Here is an 18,009-nt window from a genome sequence, read left to right on the forward strand (position 1 = left end):
AAATTTTAATTTTGTATAAGTGCTATTTTCACTTTTTAATATAATATTAGTATGATAGATTTTAAAGAATTAAAGAAAAAATTAGATTATGCATATGCCCCATATTCTAAAGTTAAAGTAGCATGTTGTGCAATTACAGAAGATAATAAAATGTTTTTTGGAGTAAATGTAGAAAATCCTGCTTTTCCTAGTGGACTTTGTGCTGAAAGATCATGTTTATTTGGTTCGGTTGCTTATGGTGCAAAAATTGGAAGTTTTAAAGAGTTGCATGTTATTTCAAATTCAAAAAATATTTTATATTGTTGTTCTGCATGCTTGCAAGTTATGACGCATTTTATGACAAGAGATGGAGTTGTACATTTTTACAATATTGATAATACAAAACAAGAAACAAGAAAAATTACTGAATTAGTACCTTTTCAAGTTAGAGAAGAGGATATAAAATTTTAAAAAATCACTATAGAAACTATAGTGACTAAATGTTATAAAACTTAAATATTTATTTGCTTTCAAAGCAAATTTTTATTTTCTTCTATTTCTTTTCAGTTAGTTTTCTCATCTATTTTGATAGTTAAATTAATAAGGCCATTGTCATAATCCAATAATGGCTTATTAATTATTTTGTTAGTTTCAATTAATTTTTCTTTTCCATTTTTTGCATCTAATTTATCTAATAAAGTGTAATTAATTTTAAGATTGCCAAAAAAAGTTGGTGAAATATGAAAACCTAAATTACCTTTATCATTTTCTTTTCATTCTTTTGTTTTTACATCATAGTTAAATTTTTTATTCGCATTATAATTAACAACCCATTTATTTGATGATTCTTTTAATATTTCTTCTTCTAAATTAAATTCATGAAATTTTCCGTCAATTAATTGCAATTTCCTAAATTTAAATAAATCACGAACCTTTTCCAATAAATTTGTTGGTTTATTGTCATGATATTTATATGTTTGATATGCAATTTTTGCAAAAGTATTTGTTGCTTTCAAATTTGTTGGTGAAAAAATATCAACATTAACTTCTAAAAAAGATACATTTGAATTTCGATCTTCAGCTAAACTTCCTGCCCTTAATGAATCTACAGTAATTTTATAATCAATTTCATATACATATTTGAATTTAAACTTATTGCTAGCATTATTTTGATTTTCAACTTTTGTTTGAATTGATGGATTTATGATTGAAAATGCTATTGTGCCAAATGATGCTCTTGTAAAGCGACATAATTGTCAAAAGCTTATACTTTTAATATCTTCGAAATAAATCTTATTATTAAATCCATCATGTGTTATGTGATAGTGCATTTTACTTTCATTTTTGTTGTAATTAATCAAAAATTTATTAAGCGGAAATTCTTTTTGATTTAGAATCATCTTGTTAGTTACATTATTTGAATAATATTGGCCATGTGGAATTTCAATATCTAAAATAGCACTTCCATCAGTTTCATCTTTTGAAATTTTAAGAAGTAAAGGTTCTTTTGCAATATTGCTATTTCCATAATCAAAAAAATATTGGCCTTTTTTATTGTGCTTATGAGTTATGTACTTTGCATTTACACTTTGCGTAAGTGTTTTAATTTGCTCACTTTCTAGCAAATTAGGATTAGTTAATGTCAAAAACATTGACACCTTCTTTGTCCTTATTGCTTTTGGTAGCTTGTAATTTCTCTATAAAATATTCTTTCATTGCTAAAAGATATTTAACAAAATTATTACCATTATCCATTTTTTCTCCTGTGTCCAAAATTAAATTTAGACACAATCAAATTAAAAACCATTATATGGTAATAATGTATAAAAATGAAACTTATCAAAACCTTATTTATAAATAAATAAATTTCATCGAAGTCCTAATTTTAAATAGTAATTAGCAAAATTAAATCCAATAACTGTCCTAATTTTCGATAATATGTCGATTTTGAAAAATATTTCAAATACCACTTGCTATCGACTTTCTTGTTCGGAAATAAATTCATATAGATTAATTTAAAATCATCTGGCAATGAATTTATAAAAGCTTGATATAGCATTTTCTTCGTATTACTATATAAAGCACATATTTTTGAGAGCTTTTCATTTCTTGTTAAAAAGGTAATTTTTTTCGCGTTATATTCATCATCGCGATAAATTTTTTGTACCAAAATCATCACTTGTTGATACTTAATTACCATTTCAAATTTTTCTTTGAAGGTCATATATTTATCAGCAACTTTATATTTTTTAACAACTTAATTTTATCTTAATTTTCCTTATAAAAATTAAAAAATATCTTGCTTAAAATCTTATATATTTAACTTTCAATTAAATATATAAAAAATGCAAAATATTTCTTGTATATAGTGTTTTTTTGAAAAATTATAAATATTTTTCAGGATGTTCTTTTTTCATTAATGATATAAATTTGTCTTTATCCATTGAACCATATTTATTCATAAGTTTAACACATTCCTTATATTCATTTTCAGCTCATTTAATATCTTCAAAACCGCTAACTTTAGTAATGTTTTCGCCTTTAAAGTTTTTGTATGTGCTAAAAAAGTTTTTTACAAGTTGAAGTCACATTTGATCAACATCTTTTAATGATTTAATGTGATCTAAGCGATAATCATCGGCATGAACTCCAATCAATTTAGTATCAGTTTCACCTGAATCTATCATTTTCATAGCACCAATAATTCTTACATTTAACGATGTATTTGGCAAAAATGTTTCTGATGAATAAACTAATACATCGAGTTCATCGCCATCTCAATCTAAAGCTTCTGCAATGTAGCCGTAATTACATGGATATTTAAATTCTCCTCTCAAAATTCTATCCACTTTAATTCTTTTGGTTTTTCTATCAAATTCATATTTAATTTTTGAATCTTTAGAAATCTCAATATTTACTTCTATTTCTTTCATAGTTTTTAATTATAAACTTTTTTATATAGCAAAATTTTGTAAATATTAGTTTCTCAAAACTTTCACAAATGTTTCACAAATTCAACTAATTTTATGTGTTTCAAAAATATAATGAGATTATGCAAAAGAACAAGAAAGGAAGAAAAAAATGTTAATTTACAAATATGGAAAAATAATGCATGTTAATACAAATTATTTAATTTTAGATCACAATGGAGAAGGTGAACTAATTTATGTACCTAATATAGAAAGATTTAAAAAAGATGAGGTTAGAAAAATCTTTATTTCACATATTCAAAATGAATATAACAATACAACATATGGATTTGATAATTTTAAGGAATTAGTAATTTTTGAGGATTTAATTTCTTTACAAGGAATCGGACCAAAAATTGCTATTTCTATTTTAAACGAAGGTTGAGAAAAAATTATTGCTATGGTTGCAAATGAAGATAAAGAAGCGTTACAAGAAATTAATTATGTTAGTGGAAAAATTGCAAATAATATTATTTTTAATTTCAAAGATAAATATGCAAAATTTTTAGAAAAATTAGAAGGTTTTGAAACTTATAAAATGAAGAAAGTTACAAATAATTTTGTTACACAATTTGAGGATACTATGAAAATGCTTGGATTTAAAAATCCACAAATTCAATATGCTTTAGATAAAATGGAGATTAATGAAAACATTGAAAAATGTGTTGAAGATGCAATTAAACTAATTAGTCAAAACCAAAATGAAATCAGAATTTAGAGTTCATACTTTTCAAGATTTTATTGGCCAAGAAAAGATTAAAGAAACATTAAAAATTATGATTTCTGCATCTTCACAGCTACATAAACCAATCGATCATATTTTATTTTATGGGCCACCAGGTCTTGGAAAAACAAGTTTAGCTAAAATAATTGCCTTTGAAACAAATAGAAACATAATTTATGCACAAGGACCTTTGCTTGAGAAAAAAAGCGATCTTTTAACATTACTTTCATCAATTAAAGAAAACGATATTGTTTTTATTGATGAAATACATAGCATTAATAAAAACATTGAAGAGCTTTTATATTCAGCTTTAGAAGATGGGGTTGTTGATGTAGCGATTGGTGTTAGCGGTGATAAGAAAATTATGAGAATGAAATTAAATAAATTTTCATTAATAGGAGCAACAACAAAATTTAATTTAATTTCAAAGCCTTTAAAAGATCGATTTGGATTTATTGGAAAATTGGTTAATTATCGTGATGATGAAATAACAAAAATTGTTGAAAATTCAGCATTAAGAAATAAAATCAAAATTTCAAATGAATGTATTAAAGAGATTGCTGAACATTCAAGGCAAACACCAAGAATTGCAAATAATTTGCTAAAAAGAACATATGATTTTGCTTTGTATGAAAATCTAAAAGAAATTAATATAGAAATAGTTAAAAAGACATTTGATTTTTTAGGTATTTACAAATTTGGATTATTTAATTCACAAATAGAATATTTAAAAGCTTTACACAATGTTTTTAATGATTCATATGGTTCACTTGATACAATTGGAACTATTACAAAAGATGATCGATACACTATAATGAATGAAATAGAACCTGCTCTTTTATATTATAAATTGATTGAAAAAACCGCACGAGGGAGAAAAATTACGCCAATTGGTATTAACTATTTAATTAATTATGTGGATAGTTCAAAAGGTTTAATTGAAAAATAATATTTTTAATGCTTTTGTAACAAAATAAATATATTATAATAGTAACTATTATGGAAAAAGCAAGGACTACAAACACTAAAATTCGTTGATTTATTAACATATTTTTAATCATTGTTATGTTATTAACAACTATTTTTGTATCCATTTTTTACCTAAAACCGCAATTAAAAACCGAATCTAGCACAAGAATTCAAGGGACAAATACTACTTTAAAAGTTAATGAAACTTCAAATCAAAATTTAGCAAACAAAAATTTACCTTCCAAAAAAGAAATTTTGGAAAAAGTTAAAAGGTATTTGCAAAATACTAACAATTCACTTTCAACTTATGACATTTCTTCAAATGGTAAGAATTTATTGTCAATTAAAAATTACAACGCTAAAACCGATGAAGAAAAAATTAATTTTATTAAGTCATTAATTAATAAACCTTATTTGACATTTACCGATAGTGATGGAAATCCAATCTTTTATCGTGGCAAATTTCAATCTAAACTTGATCCTAATAGAAAAACTTTGCAAGATTTTCTAAATGGTGACCCCGCTGATTTTATGCCAGATTTAGTGCAAAATCCTGCAAGTGCAACTAATAATCAAGGTTATACTAATCGTGTATCTTTAAAATTCACTGAAGATGGGTGAAAAGAATACATTAAATATGGTACCGAAGCATATTATTTATATTTATATAGAGGCCTTGCGGCTTCAAATATGTATGCTTGACTAAACCTAAAAGAATTTATTCAAAAACACAAAAATGATGAAGGTTGAGATGGCAATCCCGTTAAGTTTGCATATGCTGATGGTAGATTGGCACCTGAAGAAAAAAGCGATGGAAAAGATAAAAATAAAAAAAATGCACCAAAATATAAAATAAATCCTTATCTTAAAGAAATTGCAAGAAACTATTTAATTGCATCAGGACATCCTCTATCATTTGTTCCATCAAATTCATCATTATCATCACACATTTTCTTACCTAATGAAAATAAAAATGGTTATAGTGATGAACAAGTTGCTTCCGCAATTAATTATGCAATGTCTCCTTTTGAACTAACCGAAGAATATACATATTACATAACAACCTCATTTGCAGCTACTAATAAATATTTAATTGTATTAGGTGCATTATATGCTATGTTTGCTGTGTTCTTGCTTGTTAGATATAGATTTTTTGGTTTGATTGCAGCTATTTCTATCGCATTCTTTATAGTCATTGTTTTAACAACTTTTGTTACATTAGGAATTTTAATTACACCAATTATTGCTATTACTATTATTGTTGCATTGATTTTAGCATTTGATTTAATCCACAATTTCTTAGACAACATAAAACGTGATATACAAGAAGGTGGAAATGCTATTAAAGCAATTAATAAAAGTACAAAAACTTCACTAATTACTTCGCTTGATGCAATAGTCTCATTAATTATTATGGCTATTTTTGCAACATATATAAGTGTTTCATATAGCAATGCGATAGGTGTTTCACTATTTATTGTGATATTCTCATGCTTCTTTATTGCATCAATTCTCAATACTTTATTGTTGCATTCGTTTGCAAAGATTGAAACTTTTGATAAAGCTGCAAAATATATTTTATGGTCCAATAAGTATTCTCAAGTTGCATATACAAAAGTCAATTTGATATCTAAAGCTAAATTCTTTTTAATTGGCTTTGCAATCTTTTTATTAATTGTCATTATTGTTCCTACAAGTGTTGGTCTTGCATCCTCGCAAATGAAAAACGGAATAAATTTAAGTCCAGAATTAAAAGGCGGATTTGATTATTTCTTAAAACCAAATCTTTATTGAACTGAATCAGAAACGCAAAGCATTATTGATCAAATTAATTCAACATTGTCTACATCAACTAAAAACCTTACTATTTCTAAAGTATTATTTGGAACCGGAATTAAACAAAATTATGGTATTTTGATTAATTCACCTGTTGATATTATGGATCAACTTAATAACATTAAATCTAGTGTTAATTCAACATCGCCACTATATTCACTATGACAAAATTCTAACATTATTAAAAATGAAATAATAGCAGGTGGATTATCGGCCGATATATCATTTAGTGCACTTATTATTCTATGTTCATTATTAGTAGTTGGAATTTATCAAATGATTAGATATTCTTGAGTAACATTAGTGATTTTATTTGTTAAAGCTATAAGCATTATTGTGTTAACCTTAGGATTTTTATTAATCACTTATTCTCAATTAAATATCAATGTTTTAGATGCTTTAATATTAGCAAACGTCTTTGTTGCATATGATACTGCAATTAATAATTCAATGCTAAATTTCGAACTTAAAAAAGATTTGAATACTAAAAACTTTGTTTACACTGATAGTAAACTTGAAGAAATATTTAAAAAACATACTATTGATATGTTTTCAAGACAAATTGCTTTGCTTGCTATTGGAATAGTTTTAATTCCATTGATATTAACTTTAATGACTACAACCAATAAAACATTAGTTTTAACATTATCATATTCAATAATTTCATTATTCTTTGTAAATATGTTCTTAATTCCAATGATTAAATTAAGCATTTTTAAAGCAAAATATAGATTAAAAGCTAAAAGAATTGAAAATAAATATTGACAAAGCAAATCTGTTGAAGAACAAATGTTTATTGGCATAAATGACTATGCTATGTAGATAGTCATTTTTTATTGGAGGTAAAATGTTAATAAATAAAATAAAAGGTACAAGAGATATTTTTGGAAAACAAGCCCAAATTTTTAACTATATAAAAGATAGATTTTTTGATTGTGCTAAAAAATATACTTATGAGTTTATTGAAACTCCAATAATAGAAAATGTGAATTTGTTTATTCACTCCGCTGGAGAAACTAGTGATATTGTTTCTAAGGAAATGTATGTTTTTAAAGACAATAATAACAATGAAATTGCATTAAGACCTGAAGCTACTGCGTCAACTATTAGATTTTATGTGGAAAATAAGATAAATAATTTTTCAGGAGATGGTAAATTCTTCTATTTTGGCCCTATGTTTCGTTATGAACGCCCACAAAAAGGTAGATATAGACAATTTTACCAAGGTGGCATTGAATTACTTGCTCCAAAAACTGATTTAAGTGATTTTGAAGTTATCAAACTAGCATATGATTTTTTAACTGATATAAAAATTTCAGATTTTATTTTGGAAATAAACCATTTAGGTTCCTTTGAAAGTAGAAATAAATACATAAACCACCTAAAAAGATACTTTAAGCAATATGAAAATGAATTGTCTGATATTTCAAAAACAAGAATTGAGAAAAATGTTCTTAGAATATTAGATGATAAGACTGAAAATGATAAAGATTTTGTTAAAAATGCTCCTAAACTCTGAGATTTTTTAACAGAGCAAGAAAAACTTGAATTTAATAATTTATTGCAATTACTTGATGAATTTAATATTAAATACAAAATAAACTACTATTTGGTTAGAGGTCTAGACTATTATAACGATGTAGTTTTTGAATTTGTATCAACTTCTGATGCACTAGGTTCTAAATCAACTATTTTAGCTGGTGGAAGATATAATGGTATGGTTGAGCAATTTGGCGGACCAAAAATCGATTCAATTGGGTTTGCATTTGGCGTTGATAGATTAATGGAAATCGTTGAATATAACATTGATAAATATCCTGAACTAAATAACCAAGTAGATATTTTAATTGGCTATATGAATAATGCAGAAAAAGACATAATTTTAAAAGTTGCATATGATTTGCGAAAAAAATATTCTGTTATGTTAATTAATAGAAAAATCTCACTTAAAGATTTTTTTAAAAAACAATTTTTTTTAAAACCTAGATTTATTGTTTTTAAAGAATTAAATTCTAAACCAAATGAGATTAAAATAAAAAATAGTCAAAATGAAATTATCACAAAATATACCAATATTAATGATTTTGAAAAAGCAATCAAAGCCTTAGAAAAGGAAAAATAATGAAAAAAACATATTGTGGACAATTAAACTTAAAAAATGTAGGGCAAAAAGTTGATTTGTATGGTTGAATTTCTAACAAGAGAAAATTCAAAAATCAAACTTTTGTTGATTTAAGAGATTCAACCGGAATTTGTCAACTAATATTTATTAATATTTCTGACCCTTCATTAACTAAAGAAAGCTGTATTTGAGTAAAAGGGCAAGTGAATAAAAGACTTGAGGCTAACAAAGAATTAGCATCAGGAGAAATAGAAGTTTTAGTAGAAGATTACAAAATATTAAATACTGCTAAGCAAATTCCTTTTGAAATTAATAAATACGATTCTGCAAATGAAGACTTAAGATTAGAATATCGTTTTTTAGACTTGCGTAATGAAAAAATGCTTGATAGACTAAGACTACGCCATAAATTATTCTTGAATTTAAGAAACTTTTTTGACAAAGAAGGTTTTGTTGAATTTGAAACTCCTATTTTATCAAAATCTACTCCAGAAGGTGCAAGAGATTACTTAGTCCCTACAAGAAGAAAAGGTAAATTTTTTGCTTTACCACAATCTCCACAATTATACAAACAATTATTAATGGCTTCAGGTGTAGAAAAATACTTCCAAATTGCAAGAGTGTTTAGAGATGAAGATTTAAGAAAAGATAGGCAACCAGAGTTTGTACAATTAGATGTTGAAATGTCTTTTGCAACAATGGAGGATGTTTTTGAACTTTGCGAAAAAATGTGAAAAACTACTCTTGAACCCCTAGGATTTAAAGTTAAAACTCCTTTTCCACATATGAAATATTATGATGCATTAGCATATTATGGAACTGATAAACCTGATACTAGATTTGAATACTTAATTAGTGATATTTCAACAAATGTTAAGAGCAATTATAAATATGCAAAAGCTATCTTTTTTGATAAGAATGTTGATGAACATATTTCAGCAATTAATGAAATTTTTTCAAAAAACGCTGGTGAAAAACTTGAAATCGCAAATGTTAATTCACATGTTTTTCAAGAATTAAAAAATATTAAAGAACTTGCAAAAATTGAAAATCCAACAATTTTTATTTCTTATGGTAATAATGAAGAAAATACATTGAAATCATTAGGAGCAATTAGAACTCATCTTAACTCAATATTTCAACTTGCAGATCCAAATAAAATGAATTTTTTATGAATTGTTGACTGACCTATGTTTGAATGAAATGAAATGGAAAAAAAATATGATGCTGCACACCATCCATTCACACAATTTGAAGAATCAACATTGAAATATCTAAAAACTGGTGAATTAGAAAAAGTTAGAGCAAAATCATATGATAATGTTTTGAATGGTTTTGAATTAGCTTCAGGTTCAATTAGAATTTATGATCCAAAGGTTCAAGAAATGATGTTTGATGTTTTAAAAATTTCTAAAGCAGAACAAAAAAGTAAATTTGGTTTCTTTTTAAAAGCGTTTGATTATGGACTTCCTCCACATTGTGGAATTGGATTTGGCTTAGAGAGATTATTAATGATTTTGACTAATTCAATGTCAATTAGAGATGTTATTGCATTTCCAAAAAATGCAAAAGGTATTGACTTAATGTCACAAGCACCTTCTGAAATTACAGAAGATCAACTAAATGAATATGGATTGAAACTACAAAAATAAGTATTTTTACTTTATAATGGTATAGATAAGTTAAAGAAAGGATTAATATGAAAACAACTAGTGTTATATTAACGGCAATATTGATGATTGTTTCTTTTCTTATAATTTTTATTTCTTTACTTTTAGCCCCTGATTCAAATAGTTTTAGTGGTGCATTAGTTGGTAGTGGTGATTTGGATTTATTTAAGGTTTCTAAAGAAAGAGGAATTAAGAAACTTCTTAAATGATCAATGTATTCATTAGGCATATTACTTTTCATATTTTCAATAGTATTAAGAATTTCACTGCAAAAAGGTTAGTGAAATGTCTTTTTATAAACACAACAAATATCGTGATAAAAAAATTTATAGTTTTGATGAAAACAAAATTTTAAATTTTATTATTAATTTAAAAAAAGCCAATTTTATAGAAATTGCAAAACATTTGAAAATTAAGCCTAATGAGAATAAACAATTAACTTTTTTACTAAAAGAGTTAATAAGTAACAAAAAAATACAAATAAATAAGGATGATGAATATTATCCTATATTTTTTGTTCAAGAATTTACTGGTCCTATAACAATTACTGCAAAACGTTTAGGTTTTCTTGATTTTGGAAGCGAAGAAGAGTTAAGGAGCGCTTTTGTTCCTCCATATATGTTAAAAGCTATTTTAGATCAGGATGTTGTTAAAGCAAATATTTATAGTTATGAACAAAATAATGAAACAAAATACTTTGGTGACATTACTGAAATTGTTTCGCATAGCGTTAAAACAATTATTGGTGAACTAATTAGGGTTAAAAATAGGATATATTTTAATGCATTTGATGAAAAAAATCAAGCGAACTTTTTAATTGAAGATTTAACTAAATTTTCACATCAAAACATTGAAAATAATCTTTATAAATTTAATATTTTAGATGACAAAAATTTAGATTCAATCAAGGTTACATTTAATTCTAAAGTTGCTTCAAAATCAGAAAAAGACTATGTTGTTAAAAAGATTCTTTCAGCTAATGAAGTTCAACAAAATTTTCCCAAAGAAGTAGTTGATGACGCATTAAAAATTCCTCAATTTGTTTCAAAGGAAGAAATTAAAAAACGAAGAAATTTAATTGATTTGCCAACTGTTACAATTGACGGATTAGACACTAAAGATTTTGATGATGCAATTTCATGCTATAAAATTAATGACAATTACAAATTGTTTATACACATCGCTGATGTTTCATATTACGTAACCGAAGGTAGTGAGATTGATAAAGAGGCATTACTACGTGGTACAAGTATATATTTACCAAATAAAGTGATTCCAATGTTGCCTTTTGAACTTTCAAATGGAATTTGTTCTCTAAATCCAAACGAGATTAGAAATTGCATTACTTTAGAACTTGAAATTGATAAATTAGGAAATACTATTAAAAGTGATATATATGAAAGCGTAATAAAATCTAACTATAGATTAACATACAATGAAGTTAATGATTTTTTAGATAATAAGATAAATTCACTTCCACAAGAAATCAAAGAAAATATTTTTCATGCTTATGAATTATCAAAAATCATTTTAAAATGCAAAGAACAAGAAGGTTACATTGATTTTGAAATTGAAGAGCCAAAGCTTGTGATGGATAATTTAGATGTTATAGACATTGAAGTTTTAAAGGAAGGTAAAGCGGAAAAATTAATTGAAGCTTTCATGGTTAAAGCTAATGAAACTGTTGCCACAATGATGGAAAAACACAATTTGCCTTCAATTTATCGCGTGCATGACAAACCAAGCGATGAAAAACTATTTGCTTTGCAAGAATTATTGTCATTTTCAAAATTAAATGTGAATGTTCCATTTGATGGTAATCCAAAATCTTTTGCTAATATGGTTCTAAAACTAAAAGAAATTGATTTTAGTGATTATATAAAATCAGCATTATTAAGAACTATGCAAAAAGCAATTTATTCTACAAAAAATATTGGTCACTTTGGGTTGGGTTCAAAAGCATATTCACATTTTACAAGTCCGATAAGAAGATATCCTGATTTAATTTTGCATAGATTAATAAGAAAATTTATCTTTAATAAAAAATTTGATGTAAATAAATATGATGAATATGAAAATCAAATAGCTTTAGTTGCATTATCAAATTCAAATTCGGAAAAAACTGCAATGCAAGTTGAACGTGATGTAGTAGACTTTTGAAAATCACAATTTTTTAAACAGTTTATTAATAAGGAATTTGAAGCTATCGCAATTAGTATTGAAAAATATGGGGTTTTTTTCAATATTGAAAAATTTCAAACAAGTGTTTTGGTAAGATTTGAATCTATTACTAACGACAGTATTTTAAAAGTTTCGAATTTCCAAACAATAGGCAAAAAACATAAAATTTTAGTAGGTTCAAAATACAAAATATTAATTGATTCAATTGACGATGTAAAAGGCAAAATAAATGCTAAGTTGGTTGTTTAGATTATAATAATTTCAATATGACAAAATTAATTATTAAAAATAAATTTGCAAAATCCGATTATGACATTCATAGCACCTATGAATGTGGTATTTCGTTGTTTGGTTGAGAAGTAAAAAGCCTGCGTAGCAATAATGGGAATTTAAATAATTCATTTTGTTCTATTACTAATAAAAATGAACTTTGATTAAATAATTTATATATTGCACAATATATGTTAGTAAAAGGTGACTCATATCGTTCTCGTAAATTATTAATGCATAAACGCGAGATTATCAAAATGAGAACGATAATGGATAAATTATCTTTACAAATATTACCTGTTTCAATCTATTGAAAAAATAATCATATTAAAGTTGAAATTGCATTAGCTAAAAGACTTAAAAAATATGATAAACGTGAAAAAATCAAAGAACTAGAAGTCAAAAAGAGAATAAAGAATATAATTTATTAGCGTAATGGGGATGTAATGGCTTCGACAGGCATTCGATTCATTATGTTGCAGTGGTTTGCAAACCATAAGGCACTAGGCTTTTTTAAACGCAAAAGACCAAAAAACAGAAGATCAAGCAGTTGATCTAGCATTTATGAATAATTCACAAATGCAATCAAATCTAGTTTTCGCTTAGTAAAATTAGTCAATTTATTATGGTGCTCAACATAATAAATGGTAGTATGAGCTTAATATCATATGATTTTAGTTAATATGATAGGATTTGTAACTAAACTATGTTATAGAAATTTGTAAATTATATATATGACATAGGAAATTTAATTTACTAAACTGTAGATGCATAATGTTGAAGATGTGTGGACCGGGGTTCAACTCCCCGCATCTCCACCATTTTTTTATTTTAATTTTTTGCTAGAGTATAATTTTTAAAAATAAGGTAAATGATATGTATAAACTTTTGGATGGAAAATCATATTCTTTAGTTTTGAAAGAAAAATTAAATTTAGTTTTTAAAAATATTGCAAACGAAAATATTCCAACTTTGGGCATTTTACAAGTTGGTAATTTAGAAGAATCTAATATTTATATTAAACATAAAATTACAATGGCTAATAGTTTGGGTATTAAGGCAGAATTTATAAAATTGCATGAAAATGCAAATTATGATGAAATTGCAAATGGAATTAAAAGACTTTCAAACACAACAAATGGTTTAATAATACAATTACCAATGCAAACTACTAATTTAACAAGTGATGAAAAAAACAAGTTACTAAATTTAATCCCTAATGAAAAAGATATTGATGGATTGAATGATTTTAATTTAAATTCAAAATATACTAATAATAATTTTTTGCCAGCAACAGCTAAAGGTATTATTTTATTATTAAAAAAATATGACATTGCAATTGATAATCAAAATATTGCAATTGTTGGATTTTCAAATATTGTTGGTCGCCCACTTTATAATTTTTTTCTTAATCAAAGAAACAATATAGTTACAAAGTATTTAAAAAATACTTCTAGAAAACCATTGAAAGATGCACATATTATTATTGTTGCAACTGGCCAAAAAAATCCAATTTTTGCAAATGAAGTTGCTAATAATACTGTAATTGTTGATGTTGGAATTCATCGTGATGAGAACAAAAAAATATCTGGTGATTTAGATTTTGATGCTTTTTCTAAAAAAGCTAGCTATATTACTCCTGTTCCTGGCGGGGTTGGACCTATGACAGTTATTTCTTTAGTTTTAAATCTGATTAAAGCATATCTATTACAATTTCCTGAAAAAACTCTATTTTACAATGATATTTTAAATTTATTATAAATAAAAAAGCTATGCTTTAATCTAAATCATAGCTTTCATTCATGTAGTATTCTTTTAATTTTTTACGTTTTTGAGGATGTTTTAGCTTTCTTAAAATTTTTGTTTCCATTTGACGAATTTTTTCTTTAGATTTTCCCATTTCTTCAGCTAATTCATCTAATGTGTGTGGACGATATGGATTACCATTTTCATCATTACCAATTCCATATCTTTTTCTAATTAAGATTTTGTCATCATGATCTAAAGTATCTTCGATCATTTCGTTCAAAATAGTACTTAATTCTTGATGTGAAGCATAATCTGTTGGACTAACAACTGATTCATCTTTAACAAAATCTGAAAAGCTTGAGTTTTCTTCTTTTCCAATGTTTTTATCTAAACTAATTGGGTCAATATTAATTTTTCTAATATATCTAACCTTTTCTGCAGTATAGTCATTACCATATTTTTGAGCAATTTGTTCATCTGTTGGAGGATAGCCTAATTCTTGTTGTAGTTCACGCTCTATTTTAAGGATTTTATTAATTGTTTCAACCATATGAACTGGTACTCTAACTGTTCTTGCTTGGTCAGCAACTGCTCTTGTAATTGCTTGTCTTATTCATCAAGTTGCATAAGTTGAAAATTTAAATCCCTTTTTATAATCATATTTAGAAACAGCTTTCATAATTCCTGAATTTCCTTCAGAAATTAAATCAATAAAAGTAAGTCCTCTATTTTTATATCTTTTTGCATTATTAATAACTAAACGTAAATTACGTTTTACAAGCATATCTCTTGCACGCTTGAAGCGATAGTAATTTCCAGCTTTTTTAGCTTCTTCCATTTTAATTGCTAAGTCGCGTTCTTCTTTAGGCGTTAAAAGCTTTCCATATTTGCCAATTCAACGCATATATCATTTTACAATGTCGTTGGTTTCAGTTAATTTGTTATTAAGTTCATCATTTTTTAAAGTATATTGAGATTCATCAATTTTAATTTCATAAGTATCATAGTCTTTTAAAAGCGAATCAGCATCAAACTCATCTTCTTCTTCATTGCTAGGTCTTGCGATTTTTTCAATATATTCATCATCTTCAGCATTTTCAGATTCTTCATCATCTAACTCATCAATATCATCATGCTTACGAACAGAACTATCATCAAATTCTTCATCAACATCCAATTCTTTATCATTCTCTTTTTCTTCTTCATCTTCAATTTCTTGTAACTTATGTTCATCGAAATCTTCATCTTCGTCAAAGTCATCGACATCTAAATCATCTTCATCGCTATCTATATTTTTCTTACTATCTTTAGTTTGAATAGTGTCAAAAAAATCGGTTTCACTAACATCTTCATCGTCACCAAAGTCAACTTCCATATTTAATAAATTGGCATCTATTAATTTATCGAACACTTGATCAGCACTTTGTTCGTCTAAAACTAAATTTTTCTTATTTAAGATATCAAAAATTTCACTTTGTGTAAAGCTTGATTTCTTTTGCAATTTCTTTTCATTTTTAATTAATTGAACAATTCCATCAATTGACATATTAGCATCTTCTTTTGAAACTTTTAACGTTTCAAGTGCTTTGCTAGTACTATTTTTTTTAGTTTTTTTAGCGTCATTTAATTTTGTAGGCATTAGTGTTTGTCCCCTTTTTGTTTTGAGATTGAAGTATTTATTAATAATGTTTTTGGTGATGTTTTTACTTCATTTACTAGTTCTGCAAATAATTTATTAAATTTAGATTCATCTAGGATTTGCATTTCGCTTGTAGAATAATTAATTTTTTCTATGATATTTATATATCTTTTTTTGTCTTCAATGTTTAAGTTATTATCATTAAGAATTAAACTAAATAAAGATTTTACATTATTTGTTTGAATTTTCTTTAAATGTGTCGCAGTATATATAATTAATTCTCTTAAAATTTCAGGATCGCCACCATTTTGATTAAAAGACAAGATATCAACATCACTTCATTTTTCTAAATATGAAGGTTGAGCTAATATTGCTTTAAAAATAAGTGCCATGTCCAACCCTCTACCTAATAATGGAGTTTTTTTCTTTAATGTATTATCTTGATTTAAAGTCTTTGAGTAATAATCATTCTCATTTACTAAGAAATTAGCATTATCTATATCAAAATCATATGGTGATTTGTTAAATTGTTTTTTAGGTTGAGTTTCAACATTATTTTTATAATCATCAACTTTAAAAGTCTTATCTGATGGGAAATTTGGCTTCAAATATTGATTTTCAAAAACAATATATTCATCATTAGTTAAAATTTTTTTAGCAATAATTTCATTTTTGAATAATGTATATATACTAGGCTGCATATAATATGCAATTTCAAAAACTTGTTTTAATCTAAGATTTTTTTGTTCATTATTTAAGTTAAAAAATGTTTGATTTAAATAATTATTTAGCAAAAACTGAGATAAATCAATTTTGTTATTCAAAATTTTAGTTAATGTTTTTCCATTGTCAATTTTATAAACTTCATCAGGATCTTTTTGCAATGTATTGTTTATAAAGTTTATTTTAAGATTTAATTCATTTGCATAATACAAAATGATTTTCATATTTTTATATGTTGCATTAATACCAGCATTGTCATTGTCGAAAAACAAATTTATTGTGTTTCCTTTTAAAAGTTCTAAATGAGATTTTGTTAAATTAGTTCCCATTAATGCAATTGCATTTTTAACATCAATACGATACAATGCAACAACATCAAATTGTCCTTCAACTAGATATACTTCATTTGTATCTTTAATATACTGTTTAGCATTATAAAAATTAAATAAAACCTTACTTTTTTTGAAAACAATTGTCTCGGCACTATTTAAATATTTAGGTGATGCTAAATTTGTAATATCTCTTGCAGAAAATGCAACCACATTTCCTTGCTCATCTTTTATAGGAAATGTAATTCTATTATTAAAGAAGTTTTTATTTTCAACATTTGATGTTACAAGAGATGAATTATTTATTGCAAAATCATCAAAATTCTTGTTTTTTAAAAAAACATAGATGCTATTATCTTGTGGTGCATATCCAATTTCGAAGTAATTAATTAATTTTTTATCAAGCAATCTTTGCTTAAAAAAATCATTTAGTTTCTCATTTTTATCATTAACAATTAGTTGATATTTAAAGTAATTATTTGCCTCTTTTAAGACATCAAGAATCTTAATTTGCTCATAATTTTTAGCATTGTTTTTCTCATGAGCTAACAAATATGTACTAATATCAATATTATTTTTCTTAGCTAAAATTTTTAATGCTTCTAATGGACTAATGTTTTTATAATATTCTAAAAATTTAATAGCATTTCCACTTTTTCCACAGCCAAAGCATCTAAATATTTGTTTATTCAAACTAACTATAAAAGAAGGAGTTTTTTCTCCATGAAATGGACAACAAGCACGAAAGTTTTTCCCTTGTTTGGTTAATGGAACATATTCAGAAATAACATTAACAATGTCTGTTTTGGCTAAAACTTCTTCTCAAACATTTTGTTTCTCCATTTAACT

General features: G+C 25.5%; 16 protein-coding genes and 1 other RNA gene. 11 read left to right on the forward strand and 6 right to left on the reverse strand.

Annotated elements, in window-relative coordinates:
- Window positions 1–51: 51 nt before the first annotated feature.
- Entirely contained in the window at window positions 52–450 is a 399-nt protein-coding gene (locus EXC60_RS00325) for a cytidine deaminase (RefSeq protein WP_029670564.1), read from the forward strand.
- 41 nt (window positions 451–491) lie between these two features.
- Here the strand turns inward: EXC60_RS00325 and EXC60_RS05890 are convergent, their stop codons facing one another.
- The 4 genes from EXC60_RS05890 to EXC60_RS00340 all read right to left on the reverse strand — a co-directional run bounded on the left by EXC60_RS05890 (window position 492) and on the right by EXC60_RS00340 (window position 2,912).
- Complete coding sequence (locus EXC60_RS05890) at window positions 492–1,631, reverse strand: MHO_1580 family protein (protein ID WP_024543985.1); 1,140 nt, start codon at window positions 1,629–1,631, stop codon at window positions 492–494.
- A complete protein-coding gene (locus tag EXC60_RS07015; RefSeq protein WP_275949103.1) occupies window positions 1,612–1,734 on the reverse strand; it encodes a hypothetical protein in 123 nt (40 codons plus the stop codon). Before EXC60_RS07015 ends, EXC60_RS05890 begins: the two co-directional genes overlap by 20 nt.
- 130 nt (window positions 1,735–1,864) lie before the next feature.
- Window positions 1,865–2,203, reverse strand: a complete 339-nt coding sequence (locus EXC60_RS00335; RefSeq protein ID WP_036456428.1) for a hypothetical protein — start codon at window positions 2,201–2,203, stop codon at window positions 1,865–1,867.
- 160 nt (window positions 2,204–2,363) lie between these two features.
- Window positions 2,364–2,912, reverse strand: coding sequence for an inorganic diphosphatase (locus EXC60_RS00340; protein ID WP_024543987.1), 549 nt, complete (start codon window positions 2,910–2,912; stop codon window positions 2,364–2,366).
- Between the two features lie 148 nt (window positions 2,913–3,060).
- Here EXC60_RS00340 and ruvA point away from each other — a divergent pair, with 148 nt between their 5' ends.
- From ruvA to EXC60_RS00390, 10 genes are all read left to right on the forward strand, one after another.
- Window positions 3,061–3,666, forward strand: coding sequence for a Holliday junction branch migration protein RuvA (gene ruvA, locus EXC60_RS05895; RefSeq protein ID WP_024543988.1), 606 nt, complete (start codon window positions 3,061–3,063; stop codon window positions 3,664–3,666).
- Window positions 3,650–4,621: a Holliday junction branch migration DNA helicase RuvB gene (ruvB, locus tag EXC60_RS00350; RefSeq protein WP_024543989.1), complete on the forward strand. Its 972-nt coding sequence runs from the start codon at window positions 3,650–3,652 to the stop codon at window positions 4,619–4,621. The genes ruvA and ruvB overlap by 17 nt, the downstream gene beginning before the upstream one ends.
- 50 nt (window positions 4,622–4,671) lie before the next feature.
- A complete protein-coding gene (gene secDF, locus EXC60_RS05900) occupies window positions 4,672–7,299 on the forward strand; it encodes a protein translocase subunit SecDF (RefSeq protein WP_024543990.1) in 2,628 nt (875 codons plus the stop codon).
- A 25-nt stretch (window positions 7,300–7,324) separates the two neighbouring features.
- A complete protein-coding gene (gene hisS / locus EXC60_RS05905; protein WP_029670566.1) occupies window positions 7,325–8,599 on the forward strand; it encodes a histidine--tRNA ligase in 1,275 nt (424 codons plus the stop codon).
- A complete protein-coding gene (gene aspS / locus EXC60_RS05910; protein ID WP_024543992.1) occupies window positions 8,599–10,251 on the forward strand; it encodes an aspartate--tRNA ligase in 1,653 nt (550 codons plus the stop codon). The genes hisS and aspS overlap by 1 nt, the downstream gene beginning before the upstream one ends.
- Window positions 10,252–10,298: 47 nt before the next feature.
- Complete coding sequence (gene secG / locus EXC60_RS00370; protein ID WP_024543993.1) at window positions 10,299–10,550, forward strand: preprotein translocase subunit SecG; 252 nt, start codon at window positions 10,299–10,301, stop codon at window positions 10,548–10,550.
- Window positions 10,551–10,554: 4 nt separating this feature from the next.
- A complete protein-coding gene (rnr, locus tag EXC60_RS00375; protein WP_024543994.1) occupies window positions 10,555–12,699 on the forward strand; it encodes a ribonuclease R in 2,145 nt (714 codons plus the stop codon).
- A 17-nt stretch (window positions 12,700–12,716) separates the two neighbouring features.
- Window positions 12,717–13,151, forward strand: a complete 435-nt coding sequence (gene smpB / locus EXC60_RS00380; protein WP_024543995.1) for an SsrA-binding protein SmpB — start codon at window positions 12,717–12,719, stop codon at window positions 13,149–13,151.
- Between the two features lie 6 nt (window positions 13,152–13,157).
- Window positions 13,158–13,541: a transfer-messenger RNA gene (ssrA, locus tag EXC60_RS00385) on the forward strand.
- A 55-nt stretch (window positions 13,542–13,596) separates the two neighbouring features.
- Window positions 13,597–14,481: a bifunctional 5,10-methylenetetrahydrofolate dehydrogenase/5,10-methenyltetrahydrofolate cyclohydrolase gene (locus tag EXC60_RS00390; RefSeq protein ID WP_024543996.1), complete on the forward strand. Its 885-nt coding sequence runs from the start codon at window positions 13,597–13,599 to the stop codon at window positions 14,479–14,481.
- A 16-nt stretch (window positions 14,482–14,497) separates the two neighbouring features.
- Here EXC60_RS00390 and EXC60_RS00395 read toward each other — a convergent pair whose 3' ends face one another.
- Together EXC60_RS00395 and dnaG are read right to left on the reverse strand one after the other, a co-directional pair.
- Window positions 14,498–16,108 (reverse strand): RNA polymerase sigma factor, encoded by a 1,611-nt coding sequence (locus EXC60_RS00395; RefSeq protein WP_211232249.1) that lies wholly within the window; start codon window positions 16,106–16,108, stop codon window positions 14,498–14,500.
- Window positions 16,108–18,003: a DNA primase gene (gene dnaG, locus EXC60_RS05915; RefSeq protein ID WP_024543998.1), complete on the reverse strand. Its 1,896-nt coding sequence runs from the start codon at window positions 18,001–18,003 to the stop codon at window positions 16,108–16,110. Before dnaG ends, EXC60_RS00395 begins: the two co-directional genes overlap by 1 nt.
- Window positions 18,004–18,009 lie beyond the last annotated feature (6 nt).

Origin of the sequence: Metamycoplasma salivarium (assembly GCF_900660445.2) — a bacterium.
Classification (GTDB): Bacteria; Bacillota_I; Bacilli_A; order Mycoplasmatales; family Metamycoplasmataceae; genus Metamycoplasma; species Metamycoplasma salivarium.